The sequence below is a fragment of the Streptomyces sp. 12E genome, from assembly GCF_055633275.1.
The window spans coordinates 968,215-982,959 of record NZ_JBVNCJ010000001.1; the positions used below are offsets into that span (position 1 = coordinate 968,215).

The following is a 14,745-nucleotide window of genomic DNA, read 5'->3' on the forward strand; positions in this document are numbered from 1 at the left end:
GGACCGCACCCTGCGGGCGCCGGAGTCTCGAGAAGGCGCCGCGCGAGCGCCCGCCGCCGCATCCGGGCGCGTGGCCGCGGGATTCGGGACCGCCGGGCGGGGACCGGCCGCTGCCGCTGGACCGCCTGGTGCACGAGGACCGCGCGCCCGTGCTCGCGAGCGAGGGCGCGCCGCGGCCGAACGGCGCCTTCCGCCGCGGCCGGCCGCGGCGCGCCCGACGTACGCGTGGAACTCGCCGACGGCTCCACGCTCCCCGGCGCGCGCCCGCACGTGAACCGCCACGGGGTCCCGCGCACCCGTCCGGGCCGGCGGGAGCTGCTCACCGGTCCGCTCGTGCGGCCGCCCGGACTGCGGGAGCTGTTCGGCGTCTTCCCCGAGGAGTTCCGCGCGCGGGCGCGCGCCGCTCCCCGGCTGCGCGCGGCGCCCGGCTGTTCGCGGAGGAGGAACTGGTGACGGTCCGCGGCCCGGAGCGGTACGCGGGGCGCCCCCGGTACGGACGCCCCGGCACCGGCGCGTCGTCGGCGCCGCCTCCGGGCCGGGTGACGGTCAGGGCAGGGTGTCCTCGGGCTCCCAGCGCAACAGGTCGCCCGGCTGGCACTCGAGCACCTCGCAGAGCGCGGCGAGGGTCGTGAAGCGCACCGCCTTGGCGCGGCCGTTCTTGAGCACCGCCAGATTGGCCGGCGTGATCCCGACGCGTTCGGCGAGTTCGCCCACGGACATCTTCCGTCTGGCCAGCATCACGTCGATGTCGACGGCGATCGGCATCAGATCACCTCGGCCAGCTCGGCCCGCATCCGCGAGGCCTCGACGTCGCGCGCGACGGCCTGCGCCAGCAGCATCCGCAGGACGAGCACGACCAGGGCGATGCCCAGGACCGCCAGCCCGACCCCGCCCAGCAGTACCACGACGCCGGGGGCCACGGCCTCGCCGGGCGCGAGGAGCGCTCCGAGCGCGAACACCAGCAGCGCCGCCGCGACGAACGCGCCGATGACGACGTGCACGTAGCGGAAGGCGGCGTGGGAGAAGACGGTCCCGCGCCGTGCCATCGTCACCAGCCGCCAGACACAGACCAGGACGACCTGGGCCGTCATCACGCCGAGGACCACGATGAGCAGGAACGGGACGCGCAGGTGCGCGTACTCCGCGTCCAGCCCTTCGAGATCCTCCGCCATCAACGGCACCAGCACCGCCTGAACCCCCAGGGAACCCGCCAGCAACGCTGCCATCACGGCGCGCAGCGCGAGCACGGTCAGCCGTCCCATCGCCCCTCCTCGAACCGAATCACGATGGAAATCTATCGAAATTCGATAGACAGGGCAAGCGGGTGACCCGGGCTGCCGCGCGAAGGCCCCGGGACCTCCCCGCCGGGGCGGGGCGAGGCCCTCCAGGTCGGCGCGGGACAGGAAGGCCAGGCGCGCCACCTCGGCACATGTGACCTTGGGCAGGGTCAGGACCAGTCCGTCCGGCAGGCCTCCGGCCTCCATCAGATCGGTGAGGAAGACGTCGAGGGTGCGGATGCCCCGGTCGCGGACGGCGGCCTCCATGCACTTCGCGCGGATGCCCGCGAAGGGAGCCGCGGTGCCGTCGCCGTACGCCTCGGCGACGATCCGCGCCGCGCGGGCCGCGGCCTCGTCCTCCTCGACGTCGGGGCGGCCGCCGTAGCCGTCCTCGGAGTCGACGCGCAGGTCCTCGACCGGCTCGCGTTCCGTTTGGCGCGGACGCGGCCGTACACGTCCTCGGCCAGGTCGCCGTCGAGCCCGAGGACGGCGGCGAGGGAGGCTGCGTCCGGGGCGTGCTCGTCGAGCGCGGCGAAGGCCCGGTCGCCCCAGGTGCGGAGGGTGCCGGCGGCGAAGGCGTCGCCGGGGACGCAGACGGTGTGGACGGGCTGGCGGGTGCCGGGGTCTCCGGGGTGTCGGCGCTCCAGTTCGGCGTCGACCGGCGCGAGGAAGGCGTCGATCTCCTCACCGATGGCGCCCGCGAGACTGGTCGCCGCCCGCTCCTGCCGCCCTCGGCTCATCTCGCGCCTTCCGCACTTTCACGATACGGAATCAAAAGACCGTTGAATGAAGTCATCGGGCCTTCTTCTCGCCGGTCAACGCCCTCTCGCGGCCCGGCCCGCTCCCGCACCTTCCCGCGTTCACGACTCCCCCGGCGACCGTCTGCCGGCCCGGGCCGTCCTGACCCCGTGACACGCCGAAGCCCCCACGGCCGGATCGGTCGCGGGGGCTTCGGCACGGCTCGGGTGATCAGCCCTTGCGGCTCTTGATCTCCTCGGTGAGCTGGGGCACGACGTCGAAGAGGTCGCCGACGACGCCGTAGTCGACCAGGTCGAAGATCGGGGCCTCGGCGTCCTTGTTGACGGCCACGATGGTCTTCGAGGTCTGCATGCCGGCCCGGTGCTGGATCGCGCCGGAGATGCCGGAGGCGATGTACAGCTGCGGCGAGACCGACTTGCCGGTCTGGCCGACCTGGCTGGTGTGCGGGTACCAGCCGGCGTCGACGGCGGCGCGCGAGGCGCCGACGGCCGCGCCGAGCGAGTCGGCGAGCGCCTCGATGATCGCGAAGTTCTCCGCGCCGTTGACACCGCGGCCGCCGGAGACCACGATCGCGGCCTCGGTCAGCTCCGGACGCCCCGTCGACTCGCGCGGCGTACGGCCGGTGACCTTGGTGCCGGTCGCCTGGGCGGAGAACGTCACCGACAGGGCCTCGACCGTACCGGCGGCCGGGGCGGCCTCCACGGCGGCCGAGTTCGGCTTGACCGTGATGACCGGGGTGCCCTTGGAGACACGGGACTTGGTGGTGTAGGAGGCGGCGAACACCGACTGCGTGGCCACCGGGCCCTCGTCGCCGGCCTCCAGGTCGACGGCGTCGGTGATGATGCCGGAGCCCAGACGCAGCGCCAGGCGGGCGGCGATCTCCTTGCCCTCGGCGGAGGAGGGGACCAGGACGGCGGCCGGGGAGACGGCCTCGTGGGCGGCCTGGAGGGCGTCCACCTTCGGTACGACCAGGTAGTCGGCGTACTCGGCGGCCTCGTGGGTGAGGACCTTGACCGCGCCGTGCTCGGCGAGCGTGGCGGCGGTGTCCGCGGCGCCGCCTCCCAGCGCGACGGCGACCGGCTCGCCGATGCGGCGGGCCAGGGTCAGCAGCTCCAGGGTGGGCTTGCGGACGGCGCCGTCCACGTGGTCGACGTAGACGAGAACTTCAGCCATGGGACTTCTTCTCTCCTGCTTGCGAAGGGTGAGGGGCGGGAAGCGAGTGGAGCCTCGTAGCTCAGACGAACTTCTGGCTCGCGAGGAACTCGGCGAGCTGCTTGCCGCCCTCGCCCTCGTCCTTGACGATCGTGCCGGCGGTGCGGGCCGGGCGCTCGGCCGCGGAGTCGACGACCGTGTAGGCGTTCTCCAGACCGACCTCGTCCTCGTCGACGTCGAGGTCGGACAGGTCCCAGGACTGAACCGGCTTCTTCTTCGCCGCCATGATGCCCTTGAAGGACGGGTAGCGGGCCTCGCCCGACTGGTCGGTGACCGACACGACCGCGGGGAGGGAGGCCTCGAGCCGCTCGGAGGCGGCGTCGCCGTCGCGGCGGCCCCTGACCGTGCCGTCCTCGACGGACACCTCGGACAGCAGGGTCACCTGCGGCACGCCCAGACGCTCCGCCAGCAGCGCCGGTACGATGCCCATGGTGCCGTCGGTGGAGGCCATGCCGGAGATGACCAGGTCGTAGCCGGCCTTCTCGATCGCCTTGGCCAGGACCAGGGAGGTGCCGATGGCGTCGGTGCCGTGCAGGTCGTCGTCCTCGACGTGGATCGCCTTGTCCGCGCCCATGGACAGCGCCTTGCGCAGGGCGTCCTTGGCGTCCTCGGGGCCCACCGTCAGCACGGTGACCTCCACGTCGTCGCCCGCTTCTTGGCGTGCTTCCGAGATCTGCAGCGCCTGTTCGACCGCGTACTCGTCCAGTTCGGAGAGCAGACCGTCCACGTCGTCCCGGTCGACGGTCAGGTCATCGGCGAAGTGCCGGTCGCCAGTGGCGTCGGGCACGTACTTCACGGTGACAACGATCCTCAAGCTCACGCCGGCTCTCCTACTGCATCGTCATTTCTGGCTGCCTGCCTGCAGGCAGCATAGGCGCCTGAAGCGGGCGATCCCGGTCGGGGCGGCCCACGCTCCGACCGAAATATTACTCACCAGTACACCCAGTTCCTTCCCGCTAAGCAAGCGCTTTGAACTGTGACCTTCGCAACGCAGCGTAACCGGAACTCGACGGGCCCGCGACCAGGGGAACCCCGGCTCAGTCGCGCAGACCGTTGAAGCGTCCCTGGTGATAGAGGAGCGGACGGCCGTGGCCCGTGGGGTCGCCGAGCAGGACCTCGGCGATCACGATCCGGTGGTCGCCGGCGGGCACCCGGGCCACCACCCTGCACACCATCCAGGCCGGCACGTCGTCCAGTACGGGGACTCCCTCCGGACCCTCCCGCCAGGCGGTGGCCGGGCCGAAGCGGTCGGCGCCGCTGCGCGCGAACGTCTCCGCGAGTTCCTGCTGGTGTTCCCCGAGGAGGTGCACGCCGACGTGCTCGCCCGTCGCGATCACGGGCCAGCTGGAGCTCTTGCTGCCGACGCCGAAGGACAGCATCGGAGGCTCGGCGGAGACGGAGGCGAGGGAGGTGGCGGTGAAGCCGGCCGGGCCGGACCGGCCGCGCGCGGTGATCACGGCGACGCCCGCCGCGTGCTTGCGGAAGACGGAGCGCAACAACTCGGGCGAGGCGGGCCGGGCGGTGCCCAGGTCGGACGTGGCCGTCATGAAACTGTCCTTCTGCGGGAGGTGACGAACGGGTTCGAGGCTGCTCACCGACCCGGTCGGCGCACACGCGCGGCGAGGGCGGCCGCCGCCGGGCGGCCGGGTGCCCGCCGGAGGCGAAGGAGTTCCGAAGGCATGGGGCCAGGCTGACGACGGGTGGCATGCACCGTCAAGCCGGTCCCGTGATGTGGGAGATGCCTCACCACGCCCCGGCCTCACCACGCCCCGGCCTCCCCTCGTACGGCCTCCCCGAGCGCGGCGATCACATCGGCCTTGCGCGGCTGCCCGGCCGCACGCCGCACGACCCGGCCGACGGCGTCGAGGACCAGCACCGTCGGCGTCCTGACGATCTCCAGACGGCGCACGAGGTCCAGGTGGGCCTCGGCGTCGATCTCGGCATGGGCCACGCCCGGCACCAGACCGGCCACCTCGGCGAGCACCCTCCGGGTCGCCCGGCAGGGTGCGCAGAAGGCGCTGGAGAACTGCACCAGGGTGGCGCGCTCCCCCAGCCGGACTCCCAGCCCGGCCCACGGCTCCCCCGCTCCGGGCCGCCGCCCCTCGTCCCGATCCCGCACTCGCCGCTCCCGTCGTGTCTTCGCCGTCAACGGCTTCCAGCGTTCCCGGGAGCGCGGGCATTCCCGGCCGTGGCCGTAAAGCCCGAGGTGGATCAAGGGGTGGACGTGACGAGAATCTCGCCTCCGACGGGCGTCAGGACTGGTTCACCGGCCGTTCTTCGGGCACCATCTGCGACAAGCCGTAAAACCTACGGCTCCGTAACTTCGACTGGGAGCTTCCTTCCCAGGCAGAGAAGGAAGGGTTCCGACCCGCCCATGGCAGAACTCGTCTACCGTCCCGTCGTCGGTTTCGCCCGCACCCTGTTCAAGGTATGGGACCTCAAGATCGACTGCCAGGGGTCGGAGAACATACCGCGCTCGGGCGGCGCCGTACTGGTGAGCAATCACATCAGCTATCTGGATTTCGTCTTCAACGGCCTGGCGGCGCTCCCCCAGAAGCGGCTCGTCCGCTTCATGGCGAAGGAGTCGGTCTTCCGGCACCGGATCTCCGGTCCGCTGATGCGCGGCATGAAGCACATCCCGGTGGACCGCGAGCAGGGCGAGGCGGCGTACGAGCACGCGCTGCGGTCGCTGCGGTCGGGGGAGATCGTGGGCGTCTTCCCGGAGGCCACGATCTCGCAGTCGTTCACGCTGAAGAGCTTCAAGTCGGGTGCCGCGCGTCTGGCGCAGGAGGCCGGCGTGCCGCTGGTCCCGATGGCGGTGTGGGGCACGCAGCGGCTGTGGACCAAGGGCCATCCGCGCAACTTCGGGCGCAGCCACACCCCGATCACCCTCCGCGTGGGCGAGGCGGTCGAGGCGTCCAGGGACAAGTACGCGGGCGCGATCACCCGGCAGCTGCGCGAGCGGGTGCAGGAGCTGCTGGAGGCGGCGCAGCGCGCCTACCCGGTGCGCCCCAAGGGCCCGGACGACACCTGGTGGATGCCGGCCCACCTCGGCGGCACGGCCCCGACCCCGGAGCAGGTCCGCGAGGCCGAGGCACACTGACCCCACCGCCCCGGGCGACCCCACGCTGTCGATAGGGTCCCGGCGTAGCGAGGAACCGGCGTCCCGAACGCCGGTTCCGTTCTGTCGGCTGCTCACGGGGGCGAAGGATGCGGCGCTGGATCAAGGTGGCGGTGGTGGCCGCGGCGGTGGTGGGCCTGGGCGGCTGGATCGCCGCGCCCTTCGCTCGGGACTGGTGGCTGGTGCGCACGGCCTGCGACGGGGTGCTGCCGGGGGACGCGGTACGACAGCTCGCGACGAAGGGATCGCACTTCAAGGACGCCGAGTCGGTGACGCACCGGGAGCTCGGCGAGTACGAGTGCAGGCTGTCGTTCGAGGGTGACGACCTGCGCAGCGACCTGGTGCTGTGGGCGGAGGCCTATACCGGACGGGACCAGCAGGACCGGGAGTTCCTGACCGCCTTCCCGGACAACGGGTCCCTCCCGCAGGCGCCGGTGCTGCCGGGCCTGCCCGGCTTCATCGACCGTTTCGGTGCCGCGCAGTTCCTCCTTCCCTGCCCCGACCTGGGGAAGGACGACGACGGCCGTCCGCGCAAGCTGCTGGTGCGCACACAGTTCGGCACGGACACCCTGTGGGGTCACCCGGTTGTCTACGAGACGGCCGTGGCGCTTGTCAACGGCGTCTCCGACCGGCTCGGTTGCGGCGCCGAGCCGCTGACCGCTCCCGGAGGTGACGCGGGGCTCGCCGAACCGGATGAGAAGCCGAAGGCGGTTCCGCTCGCCGGTGCGGGCGGAACCGGATGCGGGTGGGTGACACGCGTGGGCCTCCCGGACGAAAGCGGCTGGCGGGTAGCAGACGGAAACAACGACACCGCGCCTACGGGCCGTTGTCTGCTGTACGACCGAGATGCGGCGGACGGCGGCGACGGGCGCCGGTTGACGTTCGTCGCCTGGTACGGCGACTGGAGCAGCCGTTTCGCCGCCGACGACAAGGGGCGGCCCCTCCCCCTGACCGCGACCGCCCGCTGCGCCGGTGAGGCCGCCCACTTCGCCGTCGGCGGGTCGGACAAGATCCCGGGTGTGGAGCGGGACGGCAAGCGGGAGCTGCTGGAGGCGTTCGCCCGCGACCAGATGGAGCGGCGGAACTGCTCGGGCCTGCTGGTGAGGTGACCGGCTGCCCGCCGGAACCCGCTCAAAAGCTCATCCAGAGCCCCAGCACATACGCGTTGTCGATGATCTGGACCATGGCCGCCGCTCGCGCTTCGGGCACGTTCCGCGCCTCGATCCAGGCGTCGAGCATGGTGAACAACTGGCCGCGCCCATCGGAGAGTTCCCCGCGCAGCTGTCCGGAGACCGGGCGGTCGGCGATGTCGCCCATGGGCGGACGGGTGGTCAGGCGCCGCGCGGCGGGCAGGTAGGCACCGCGCGTGTGCTGCCGTACGGCCCGGTCGAAGGCGACGAGGTCGGGGATCTCACCACTCCTGGTGTGCGTCGCGCGGTGCCTCATCAGGGCGCCGATCCGCCTGGCGATGTTCTCCAGGTCGTTGTCGGGCCAGCCGGTGGCGGCGGAAGCGTCACGGGAATCGTCCGCGGGGCGGAAATCGGGATCGCCGCCCTGGGAGGTGAGCCGTTCCAGGTAGTGGGCGAAGTAGGCGCGCTCGGCATCGTAAAGAATCGCGAACGCCTCGGGGTTCTGGGCCAGTTCCTCGACGAGGCGGTCGGAGTCCGCCCGCACGTCGAGGGTGGGATCGGTGTACTCGAAGTCGGCGTGCGCCTCTCCGGGGGCGAGGAAACGGCCGTACCTGGACCAGCCCTCCCGGTCCGGTGCCGTCTGCTCGGGGGTCGCGGCCGGGCCCGTCACGTCGTCGGAGGGGAAGAGGCGGCGGGCTTCGTCCACCACGTAGTCGGCCAGCATACGCGCCAGGCCGGGAGCCATCCCGTCGGGTACCTCGGCCCAGTCCAGGGCCGCGACGACGGCGTAGGCGGCGCGCGCCTGGGCCACCGTGTGCGGGGCGCCGGGGCGCGCGGCACGGGTCGCGGCCTCCACCACGGCCCCGAGCGCCTCGGCGCCGTCGCCGCACGGACGCTCGTGCCGGACGAGCTCGCGGACGGCCGGGAAGCGGGACATGTCGTCACCCGGGTCCAGGGCGCGGGTGGCGGCGGCCGGGTCCTTCGCGAGGGCGCGGGTCGACGCCGGCACCTCCCGGCAGGGCGGGCCGTCTCCGGAGTCCACCAGGGTCAGCGGGACCGCCGTCGCGGTGGCGAGCAGCACCAGCGCCACGGCCGAACTGAGCAGCCAGTGCCGTCTCAGCAGGGCGAGGCGCCCCGGTCGCGCTTCCGCGTCCGTCTGTTCGTCCTGTCCCCCGTCACGCATGAGTGGCAGACTAACGGCCGCTCCGGGCGTCCCCGCTACGGGGTGCGCGGTGACGCGCGCCGGGGTTGAACCTCTCCAGCGGTCCGTCGGCCGGGCGGTGGGCCCCGACGAGCGGGCGAAGCCGGGTGCGGGGGCGCACACCTCGTCGGACACGGCCGGCGCAGGAGTACCGGGCCGCCTCGGGTCAGAGCGCGGTGGGGAGGGTCCGCCACAGGTACGGCCGGTCGGGGGCTGCCTTGAGGGCGTTCAGCACGACCGGATGAGGTGCGGCGTACAGGACGGGACAGTCCGTCTCACCGGACGCGGCGTCGGGAAGGAAGGCCAGGCGCTCACCGTCCAGGGAGAACCGCGCGTCCACTCCGGGCTTGTTGCCCCGTGGATCCTGCCGGTGCCAAGCGCCGTCGAAGCGGACGGCGACCAGGCCGTGCACGACACCGCGGTTCTGATAGCAGAGGGCGGTCGGGATGTCCTCGGCCCGCAGCAGCGCGGCCAGCGCGTGGGACTTGGCGTAGCAGATGCCGGTGCCCTGCTCCAGGACGTCGGAGGCGCGCCAGGTGACCCGGAGGTCGCCGGAGTCCTGGGAGTGCGGGATGGTGTCGCGTACGAATTCGAAGGCCGCCCGCGCATAGTCATACGAGTCGGCCGCCCCGGCGGCGAGGCGCGCCGCCGTCTCACGGACCAGCGGATGGTGATGGTCGATCGCCTCGTCAGCGGCGAGATAAGCGGAGAGGTCCGGGGTTTCCTGGATCAGCTGCATGCCGTCAGAGGATAGGTATGCGGCCGACCGGCAGTCAATGCATTTCCAGTCGACCACATATTTATGCATGCACTGCTAGCGAGCCATCTCCTCCTTGAGCGCCGCCACGAAGGTGTCCACGTCGTCCTCGGTGGTGTCGTAGGCGCACATCCAGCGGACGTCGCCGGCCGCCTCGTCCCAGAAGTAGAAGCGGAACCGCTTCTGCAGGCGCTCGCTCACGTCGTGCGGCAGCCGCGCGAAGACCGCGTTGGCCTGCACCGGGTAGAGGATCTCCACGCCGTGCACGGCGCGCACGCCCTCGGCCAGGCGCTGGGCCATCTCGTTGGCGTGCCGGGCGTTGCGCAGCCACAGGTCGCGGGCGAGCAGGGCCTCCAGCTGCACCGAGACGAAGCGCATCTTGGACGCGAGCTGCATGGACAGCTTGCGCAGGTGCTTCAGGTGCCGGATGCCGTCCGGGTTCAGCACCACGACCGCCTCGCCGAACAGGGCGCCGTTCTTGGTGCCGCCCAGCGAGAGCAGGTCGACGCCGGCCGCGTTGGTGAAGGTGCGCATCGGCACGTCGAGCGTGGCGGCGGCGTTGGCCAGCCGGGAGCCGTCGACGTGCACCTTCATGCCGTGCGCGTGGGCGTGCTCGCAGATGGCGCGGATCTCGTCCGGGGTGTACACCGTGCCCAGCTCGGTGGCCTGGGTCAGGGAGACCACCTGGGGCATCGCCCGGTGCTCGTCGTCCCAGCCGTACGCCTGCCGGTCGATCAGCTCGGGGGTGAGCTTGCCGTCCGGGGTGGGCACGGTGAGCAGCTTGATGCCGCCGACCCGCTCCGGGGCGCCGCCCTCGTCCACGTTGATGTGGGCGCTCTCGGCGCAGATCACCGCGCCCCAGCGGTCGGTGACCGCCTGGAGCGCGACGACGTTGGCGCCGGTTCCGTTGAAGACCGGGAACGCCTCGGCGGTGGGCCCGAAATGGCTGCGGACCACCTGTTGGAGGTTCTCGGTGTACGCGTCCTCGCCGTACGCGACCTGGTGTCCGCCGTTGGCCACGGCCAGGGCTGCGAGCACCTCCGGGTGGACCCCGGCGTAGTTGTCGCTGGCGAAACCGCGGACGTCCGGGTCGTGATGACGACGCGCGTCGGTCCTCGGTGGGTTCACGGCTTCTCGGTCAGCCACAGACGGTTTCCGTTCACTTCCGCGGCGGGCTCGTCCCAGACGCCGACGATGGCATCGGCCAGGTCCTTGACGTCCGTGAAGCCCGCGAACTTCGCGTTGGGGCGGTCGGCGCGCATCGCGTCGTGCACCAGCGCCTTCACCACCAGGATGGCAGCCGCCGATGTCGGCCCCTGCTCGCCCCCGGCCTTGCGGAAGTAGTCGGCCATGGCGAGCGTCCACGCCTCGGCGGCGGCCTTGCCGGCCGCGTACGCGGCGTTGCCCGCGGTGGGCCTGGTGGCGCCGGCGGCGCTGATCAGGACGTACCGGCCGCGGTCGCTGCGCTGGAGCGCCTCGTGGAAGGCGAGCGAGGTGTGCTGCACGGTGCGCACCAGCAGCAGTTCCAGGAAGTCCCAGTCGTCCAGGCTGGTCTTGGTGAAGGTCTCGCTGCCGCGCCAGCCGCCGACGAGGTGGACCAGGCCGTCGACCCGGCCGAACTCCTTCTCGGTGCGGGCGGCCCACTCGCGGGTGGAGTCCAGGTCGAGCAGGTCGACCGTGTCACCGGTGACGGTGGCGCCGCCGTGCGCGTAGCGCGCCGCGTCCACGGCCTCCGCCAGCCGCTCCGGGTCGTTGTCCGAGCCGACGACGGTCGCTCCCGCCTCGGCCAGCCTGAGCAGTGCCGCCCGGCCCGCGGGTCCCCCCGCTCCGGCCACCGCGATCACCGCACCGTCGAGCGCGCCGTTCCCCATGGTCCTCGCCTCCCGAGCCTGTTCCTGGTTGTCGGTGCCGTCGCTCACGCGGCGGCCCGCTCGGCGCCGTCCGCCGTGATGCCCTTGGTGGAGGCGATCACGTTCTTCAGCTTCTTGGAGAGTGCCTCATAGAACATGCTCAGCGGAAACTCGTCCGGAAGCACCTCGTCCACGAGCTTGCGCGGCGGCAGCGTCAGGTCGAGGGCGTCGGGGCCCTTGGCCCACGTGGAGCCCGGGTGCGGGGAGAGGTAGGTGGAGACCAGCTCGTACCCGGCGAACCAGTGGACGAGCTTGGGGCGGTCGATGCCGTCGCGGTACAGCGTCTCGATCTCGGCGCACAGCCGGTTGGTGACCTGCGGGGCGCGCTCCCAGTCGATGGAGAGCTTGTTGTCGGTCCAGCGGACGACGTCGTGCTTGTGCAGGTAGGCGAAGAGCAGCTGGCCGCCGAGGCCGTCGTAGTTGCGCACGCGCTCACCGGTGACCGGGAAGCGGAACATCCGGTCGAAGAGCACCGCGACCTGGACGTCACGGGCCTGCGGGACGCCGTCGCCGGCCAGCTTCACGGCCTCCTTGAAGGCGGTGAGGTCGCAGCGCAGCTCCTCCAGGCCGTACATCCAGAACGGCTGGCGCTGCTTGATCATGAACGGGTCGAACGGCAGGTCGCCATGGCTGTGGGTGCGGTCGTGGACCATGTCCCAGAGCACGAACGCCTCTTCGCAGCGCTTCTGGTCGTGCACCATCGCGGCGACGTCCTCGGGCAGCTCCAGGCCCAGGATGTCCACGGCGGCCGCGGTGACCCGGCGGAAGCGGGCGGCCTCGCGGTCACAGAAGATGCCGCCCCAGGTGAACCGCTCCGGGGCCTCCCGCACGGCGATGGTCTCGGGGAAGAGGACCGCGGAGTTGGTGTCGTAGCCCGAGGTGAAGTCCTCGAAGGTGATGCCGCAGAACAGCGGGTTGTCGTAGCGGGTGCGCTCCAGCTCGGCCAGCCAGTCGGGCCAGACCATGCGCAGCACGACCGCCTCGAGGTTGCGGTCCGGGTTGCCGTTCTGGGTGTACATGGGGAAGACGACCAGGTGCTGGAGGCCGTCCGCGCGGCTCGCGGCCGGCTGGAAGGCCAGCAGCGAGTCGAGGAAGTCGGGCACCTCGAAGCCGCCCTCGGCCCAGCGGTCCAGGTCCTTCGCCAGGGCCTCGTGGTAGGCGCGGTCGTGCGGGAGCAGCGGGGAGAGCTCCTCGACGGCGCCGATCACGGCGCGCACCGCGCGCTCGGCGTCGGCGCGCTCCGGGGCCCCGTCGGCGTCGAAGTCGATCGAGCCGTCCTTGGACTGCCAGGGCCGGATCCGCTCCACGGCATCCTTGAGCACGGGCCATGCCGGGTGCTCCACCACCCTGGTCACCGAAGGAACTTGCCCCTCGACACCCACTTGCACAAGAATTTCCGTCATGTCCCATCCTCCACGGGAGAACCTCGCGTAAGGAGACCGTATACACACGAGGTTTCTCCCAGCAAGGGGAGCTTCGGGAAATTATCCTGCCCCACCCCCGCCTCTGCCGCATTTTTTCCTGTGGAACACGGGGGTGAGCGACGGTGCCTGCGATCCGGGTTCAGCCTCTGGACGCGGCGGGCACAGGCGATACGGTCCAGGAGGGCCGTAGGGACGCGGTCCCCCGCCGCCGTCGACGGAAGCGAGTCGGATCTTGAACTTCCTCACCATCGGTCACCGCGGAGTCATGGGTGTCGAACCCGAGAACACCCTCCGGTCCTTCGTCGCCGCCCAGGAGGCGGGCCTCGACGTCATCGAACTCGATCTGCACCTGAGCAAGGACGGCGCCCTCGTCGTCATGCACGACACGGAGGTGGACCGCACCACGGACGGCACGGGCGCGATCGCCGGCAAGACCCTCGCCGAGCTGCGCGCCCTGGACGCCGGGCGGGGTGAGCGGATTCCCGTCTTTCAGGAGGTGCTCGACGCCGTCCGGACGCCCCTGCAGGCCGAGATCAAGGACGTCCAGGCGGCACGGGCGCTGGCCGAGGTGATGAACGCGCGGGGCCTGGCCGACCGGGTCGAGGTGTCCTCGTTCCACGACGAGGCCGTCGCGGAGATCGCTCGCCTGGTGCCGGGGGTGCGTACGGCGCTCATCGCGAGCCGTTACGACACCGGCATCGTGGAACGGGCGGTCGGAGCGGGCGCCTCCACCGTCTGCCTCAACATCCGCCGGCTCACCCTGGAGACCGTGGAGCAGGCGCGGAAGGCCGGGCTGCGGATCATCGGCTGGGTGGTGAACACCCAGGACCACCTCAGACTGGTCCGGGCCCTGGGACTCGACGGCGCCACCACCGACTACCCGGAGATCAAGCGCACCGGCCGTTTCACGGCGTGAGTCGTCAGACCAGTTTCTTCACCAGCAGCTCGAACCGGAGGTCGTCGCGGAGCGGAACGCCGAAGCGCTCGTCGCCGTACGGGAAGGGAGTCGTCTCTCCCGTACGGCGGTAGCCGCGCCGCTCGTACCAGGCGATCAGGTCCTCGCGCACGGAGATCACCGTCATGTGCATCTCGGTCACGCCCCAGGTCTCGCGGGCCTGACGCTCCGCCTCCGCGATGACCGCCCTGCCCAGCCCGGCGCCCTGGAGGGCGGGACTGACCGCGAACATCCCGAAGTAGGCGTGCGCGCCGCGGTGTTCCAGCTGGCAGCAGGCGACCACGCGGCCGTCGCGCTCCACCGCGAGCAGCCGGCTGTCCGGCGACTTGATGACCTCCAGCACCCCCTCCGGGTCGGTCCGCTGCCCCTGGAGGATGTCCGCCTCGGTGGTCCACCCGGCCCGGCTGGACTCGCCCCGGTACGCCGACTCGATCAGTGCGACGAGGGCGTCCACGTCGGCGTCGGTCGCGTCGCGGAAGGCCGGTGCGGTGCCGGTGGCGGATTCCATGAGTACGTCTCCGGTTCGTCTGGCGCCTTCCGGCGCGGCTCGGGCGGGAACGAGACTAACCCGGCCACTACGCTCGGCCGCATGGTGCATGTACTGAGCAGCCGCGTCCTGCTCCGCCCCACCGACCCCGACCGCTCCCGCGCCTTCTACGGGGAGCGGCTGGGCCTCGCCGTCCACCGCGAGTTCGGCACCGGCCCGGAACGCGGCACCGTCTACTTCCTCGGCGGCGGGTTCCTGGAGCTCTCGGGCCGCGCGGACCCCTCCTCCGCGGCGTCCTCGTCCCCGGACGTGCGGCTGTGGCTCCAGGTCGAGGACGTCACGACGGCGCACGAGGAGCTGGCGGCCCGGGGCGTCGACATCGTCCGTCCCCCGGTACGGGAGCCGTGGGGCCTGATCGAGATGTGGATCGCGGACCCGGACGGCACACCGATCGTGCTGGTCGAGATCCCGGCCGAACACCCCCTCCGGTACCGGCCGGGCATCTAGGGAGC

Annotated in this window: 17 protein-coding genes and 1 pseudogene; 5 read left to right on the plus strand and 13 right to left on the minus strand. The window is 71.8% G+C overall.

Annotated features, from left to right (window positions below; translation table 11 throughout):
- Positions 1–225: 225 nt before the first annotated feature.
- On the plus strand, positions 226–453 hold the full coding sequence (locus ACZ8ZB_RS04500; protein WP_470736420.1) for a hypothetical protein: 228 nt from the start codon (positions 226–228) through the stop codon (positions 451–453).
- A 93-nt stretch (positions 454–546) separates the two neighbouring features.
- Here ACZ8ZB_RS04500 and ACZ8ZB_RS04505 read toward each other — a convergent pair whose 3' ends face one another.
- The 7 genes and pseudogenes from ACZ8ZB_RS04505 to ACZ8ZB_RS04535 all read right to left on the minus strand — a co-directional run bounded on the left by ACZ8ZB_RS04505 (position 547) and on the right by ACZ8ZB_RS04535 (position 5,397).
- Positions 547–765: a helix-turn-helix domain-containing protein gene (locus tag ACZ8ZB_RS04505; protein ID WP_398920634.1), complete on the minus strand. Its 219-nt coding sequence runs from the start codon at positions 763–765 to the stop codon at positions 547–549.
- Positions 765–1,262 carry a DUF2975 domain-containing protein gene (locus ACZ8ZB_RS04510; protein ID WP_470741417.1) on the minus strand — a complete coding sequence of 166 codons (498 nt, stop codon included), beginning with the start codon at positions 1,260–1,262 and terminating at the stop codon, positions 765–767. The genes ACZ8ZB_RS04505 and ACZ8ZB_RS04510 overlap by 1 nt, the downstream gene beginning before the upstream one ends.
- Positions 1,263–1,421: 159 nt before the next feature.
- A pseudogene (locus ACZ8ZB_RS04515) lies at positions 1,422–2,017 on the minus strand (DUF6986 family protein); the annotation flags it as partial.
- A 229-nt stretch (positions 2,018–2,246) separates the two neighbouring features.
- Complete coding sequence (locus ACZ8ZB_RS04520) at positions 2,247–3,209, minus strand: electron transfer flavoprotein subunit alpha/FixB family protein (RefSeq protein WP_470736421.1); 963 nt, start codon at positions 3,207–3,209, stop codon at positions 2,247–2,249.
- Between the two features lie 61 nt (positions 3,210–3,270).
- Positions 3,271–4,068: an electron transfer flavoprotein subunit beta/FixA family protein gene (locus tag ACZ8ZB_RS04525; RefSeq protein WP_470736422.1), complete on the minus strand. Its 798-nt coding sequence runs from the start codon at positions 4,066–4,068 to the stop codon at positions 3,271–3,273.
- Between the two features lie 217 nt (positions 4,069–4,285).
- A complete protein-coding gene (locus ACZ8ZB_RS04530; protein ID WP_470736423.1) occupies positions 4,286–4,795 on the minus strand; it encodes a flavin reductase family protein in 510 nt (169 codons plus the stop codon).
- A gap of 212 nt (positions 4,796–5,007) precedes the next feature.
- Positions 5,008–5,397, minus strand: coding sequence for a thioredoxin family protein (locus ACZ8ZB_RS04535; RefSeq protein ID WP_470741418.1), 390 nt, complete (start codon positions 5,395–5,397; stop codon positions 5,008–5,010).
- Between the two features lie 225 nt (positions 5,398–5,622).
- On the opposite strand from ACZ8ZB_RS04535, the gene ACZ8ZB_RS04540 reads away from it, so the two are divergent.
- Both ACZ8ZB_RS04540 and ACZ8ZB_RS04545 read left to right on the plus strand, forming a co-directional pair.
- Entirely contained in the window at positions 5,623–6,351 is a 729-nt protein-coding gene (locus ACZ8ZB_RS04540) for a lysophospholipid acyltransferase family protein (protein ID WP_470736424.1), read from the plus strand.
- 107 nt (positions 6,352–6,458) lie between these two features.
- Positions 6,459–7,478 (plus strand): hypothetical protein, encoded by a 1,020-nt coding sequence (locus ACZ8ZB_RS04545; RefSeq protein WP_470736425.1) that lies wholly within the window; start codon positions 6,459–6,461, stop codon positions 7,476–7,478.
- A gap of 22 nt (positions 7,479–7,500) precedes the next feature.
- Here the strand turns inward: ACZ8ZB_RS04545 and ACZ8ZB_RS04550 are convergent, their stop codons facing one another.
- The 5 genes from ACZ8ZB_RS04550 to ACZ8ZB_RS04570 form a co-directional block, all read right to left on the minus strand.
- Positions 7,501–8,682 carry a hypothetical protein gene (locus ACZ8ZB_RS04550; RefSeq protein WP_470736426.1) on the minus strand — a complete coding sequence of 394 codons (1,182 nt, stop codon included), beginning with the start codon at positions 8,680–8,682 and terminating at the stop codon, positions 7,501–7,503.
- A gap of 184 nt (positions 8,683–8,866) precedes the next feature.
- Positions 8,867–9,439: a transglutaminase-like domain-containing protein gene (locus ACZ8ZB_RS04555; protein WP_470736427.1), complete on the minus strand. Its 573-nt coding sequence runs from the start codon at positions 9,437–9,439 to the stop codon at positions 8,867–8,869.
- A 75-nt stretch (positions 9,440–9,514) separates the two neighbouring features.
- Positions 9,515–10,585 carry a threonine aldolase family protein gene (locus ACZ8ZB_RS04560; RefSeq protein WP_470736428.1) on the minus strand — a complete coding sequence of 357 codons (1,071 nt, stop codon included), beginning with the start codon at positions 10,583–10,585 and terminating at the stop codon, positions 9,515–9,517.
- A complete protein-coding gene (locus ACZ8ZB_RS04565) occupies positions 10,582–11,328 on the minus strand; it encodes an SDR family NAD(P)-dependent oxidoreductase (RefSeq protein ID WP_470741419.1) in 747 nt (248 codons plus the stop codon). Before ACZ8ZB_RS04565 ends, ACZ8ZB_RS04560 begins: the two co-directional genes overlap by 4 nt.
- Before the next feature lie 44 nt (positions 11,329–11,372).
- Entirely contained in the window at positions 11,373–12,770 is a 1,398-nt protein-coding gene (locus tag ACZ8ZB_RS04570) for a DUF6421 family protein (RefSeq protein ID WP_470736429.1), read from the minus strand.
- Between the two features lie 253 nt (positions 12,771–13,023).
- On the opposite strand from ACZ8ZB_RS04570, the gene ACZ8ZB_RS04575 reads away from it, so the two are divergent.
- A complete protein-coding gene (locus ACZ8ZB_RS04575; protein ID WP_470736430.1) occupies positions 13,024–13,707 on the plus strand; it encodes a glycerophosphodiester phosphodiesterase in 684 nt (227 codons plus the stop codon).
- Between the two features lie 4 nt (positions 13,708–13,711).
- Here the strand turns inward: ACZ8ZB_RS04575 and ACZ8ZB_RS04580 are convergent, their stop codons facing one another.
- Positions 13,712–14,254: a GNAT family N-acetyltransferase gene (locus ACZ8ZB_RS04580; protein WP_470736431.1), complete on the minus strand. Its 543-nt coding sequence runs from the start codon at positions 14,252–14,254 to the stop codon at positions 13,712–13,714.
- A gap of 81 nt (positions 14,255–14,335) precedes the next feature.
- Here ACZ8ZB_RS04580 and ACZ8ZB_RS04585 point away from each other — a divergent pair, with 81 nt between their 5' ends.
- Positions 14,336–14,740 carry a VOC family protein gene (locus tag ACZ8ZB_RS04585; protein ID WP_470736432.1) on the plus strand — a complete coding sequence of 135 codons (405 nt, stop codon included), beginning with the start codon at positions 14,336–14,338 and terminating at the stop codon, positions 14,738–14,740.
- The last annotated feature ends 5 nt before the right edge of the window (positions 14,741–14,745 follow it).

What these genes read in the sequence shown, in the direction of transcription:
- ACZ8ZB_RS04570 (WP_470736429.1), bottom strand. Translation starts at nt 12,770, where the DNA reads ATGACGGAAATTCTTGTGCAAGTGGGTGTCGAGGGGCAAGTTCCTTCG.
- ACZ8ZB_RS04580 (WP_470736431.1), bottom strand. Translation starts at nt 14,254, where the DNA reads ATGGAATCCGCCACCGGCACCGCACCGGCCTTCCGCGACGCGACCGAC.
- ACZ8ZB_RS04585 (WP_470736432.1), top strand. Translation starts at nt 14,336, where the DNA reads ATGGTGCATGTACTGAGCAGCCGCGTCCTGCTCCGCCCCACCGACCCC.
- ACZ8ZB_RS04510 (WP_470741417.1), bottom strand. Translation starts at nt 1,262, where the DNA reads ATGGGACGGCTGACCGTGCTCGCGCTGCGCGCCGTGATGGCAGCGTTG.
- ACZ8ZB_RS04550 (WP_470736426.1), bottom strand. Translation starts at nt 8,682, where the DNA reads ATGCGTGACGGGGGACAGGACGAACAGACGGACGCGGAAGCGCGACCG.
- ACZ8ZB_RS04530 (WP_470736423.1), bottom strand. Translation starts at nt 4,795, where the DNA reads ATGACGGCCACGTCCGACCTGGGCACCGCCCGGCCCGCCTCGCCCGAG.
- ACZ8ZB_RS04545 (WP_470736425.1), top strand. Translation starts at nt 6,459, where the DNA reads ATGCGGCGCTGGATCAAGGTGGCGGTGGTGGCCGCGGCGGTGGTGGGC.
- ACZ8ZB_RS04520 (WP_470736421.1), bottom strand. Translation starts at nt 3,209, where the DNA reads ATGGCTGAAGTTCTCGTCTACGTCGACCACGTGGACGGCGCCGTCCGC.
- ACZ8ZB_RS04555 (WP_470736427.1), bottom strand. Translation starts at nt 9,439, where the DNA reads ATGCAGCTGATCCAGGAAACCCCGGACCTCTCCGCTTATCTCGCCGCT.
- ACZ8ZB_RS04565 (WP_470741419.1), bottom strand. Translation starts at nt 11,328, where the DNA reads ATGGGGAACGGCGCGCTCGACGGTGCGGTGATCGCGGTGGCCGGAGCG.
- ACZ8ZB_RS04540 (WP_470736424.1), top strand. Translation starts at nt 5,623, where the DNA reads ATGGCAGAACTCGTCTACCGTCCCGTCGTCGGTTTCGCCCGCACCCTG.
- ACZ8ZB_RS04505 (WP_398920634.1), bottom strand. Translation starts at nt 765, where the DNA reads ATGCCGATCGCCGTCGACATCGACGTGATGCTGGCCAGACGGAAGATG.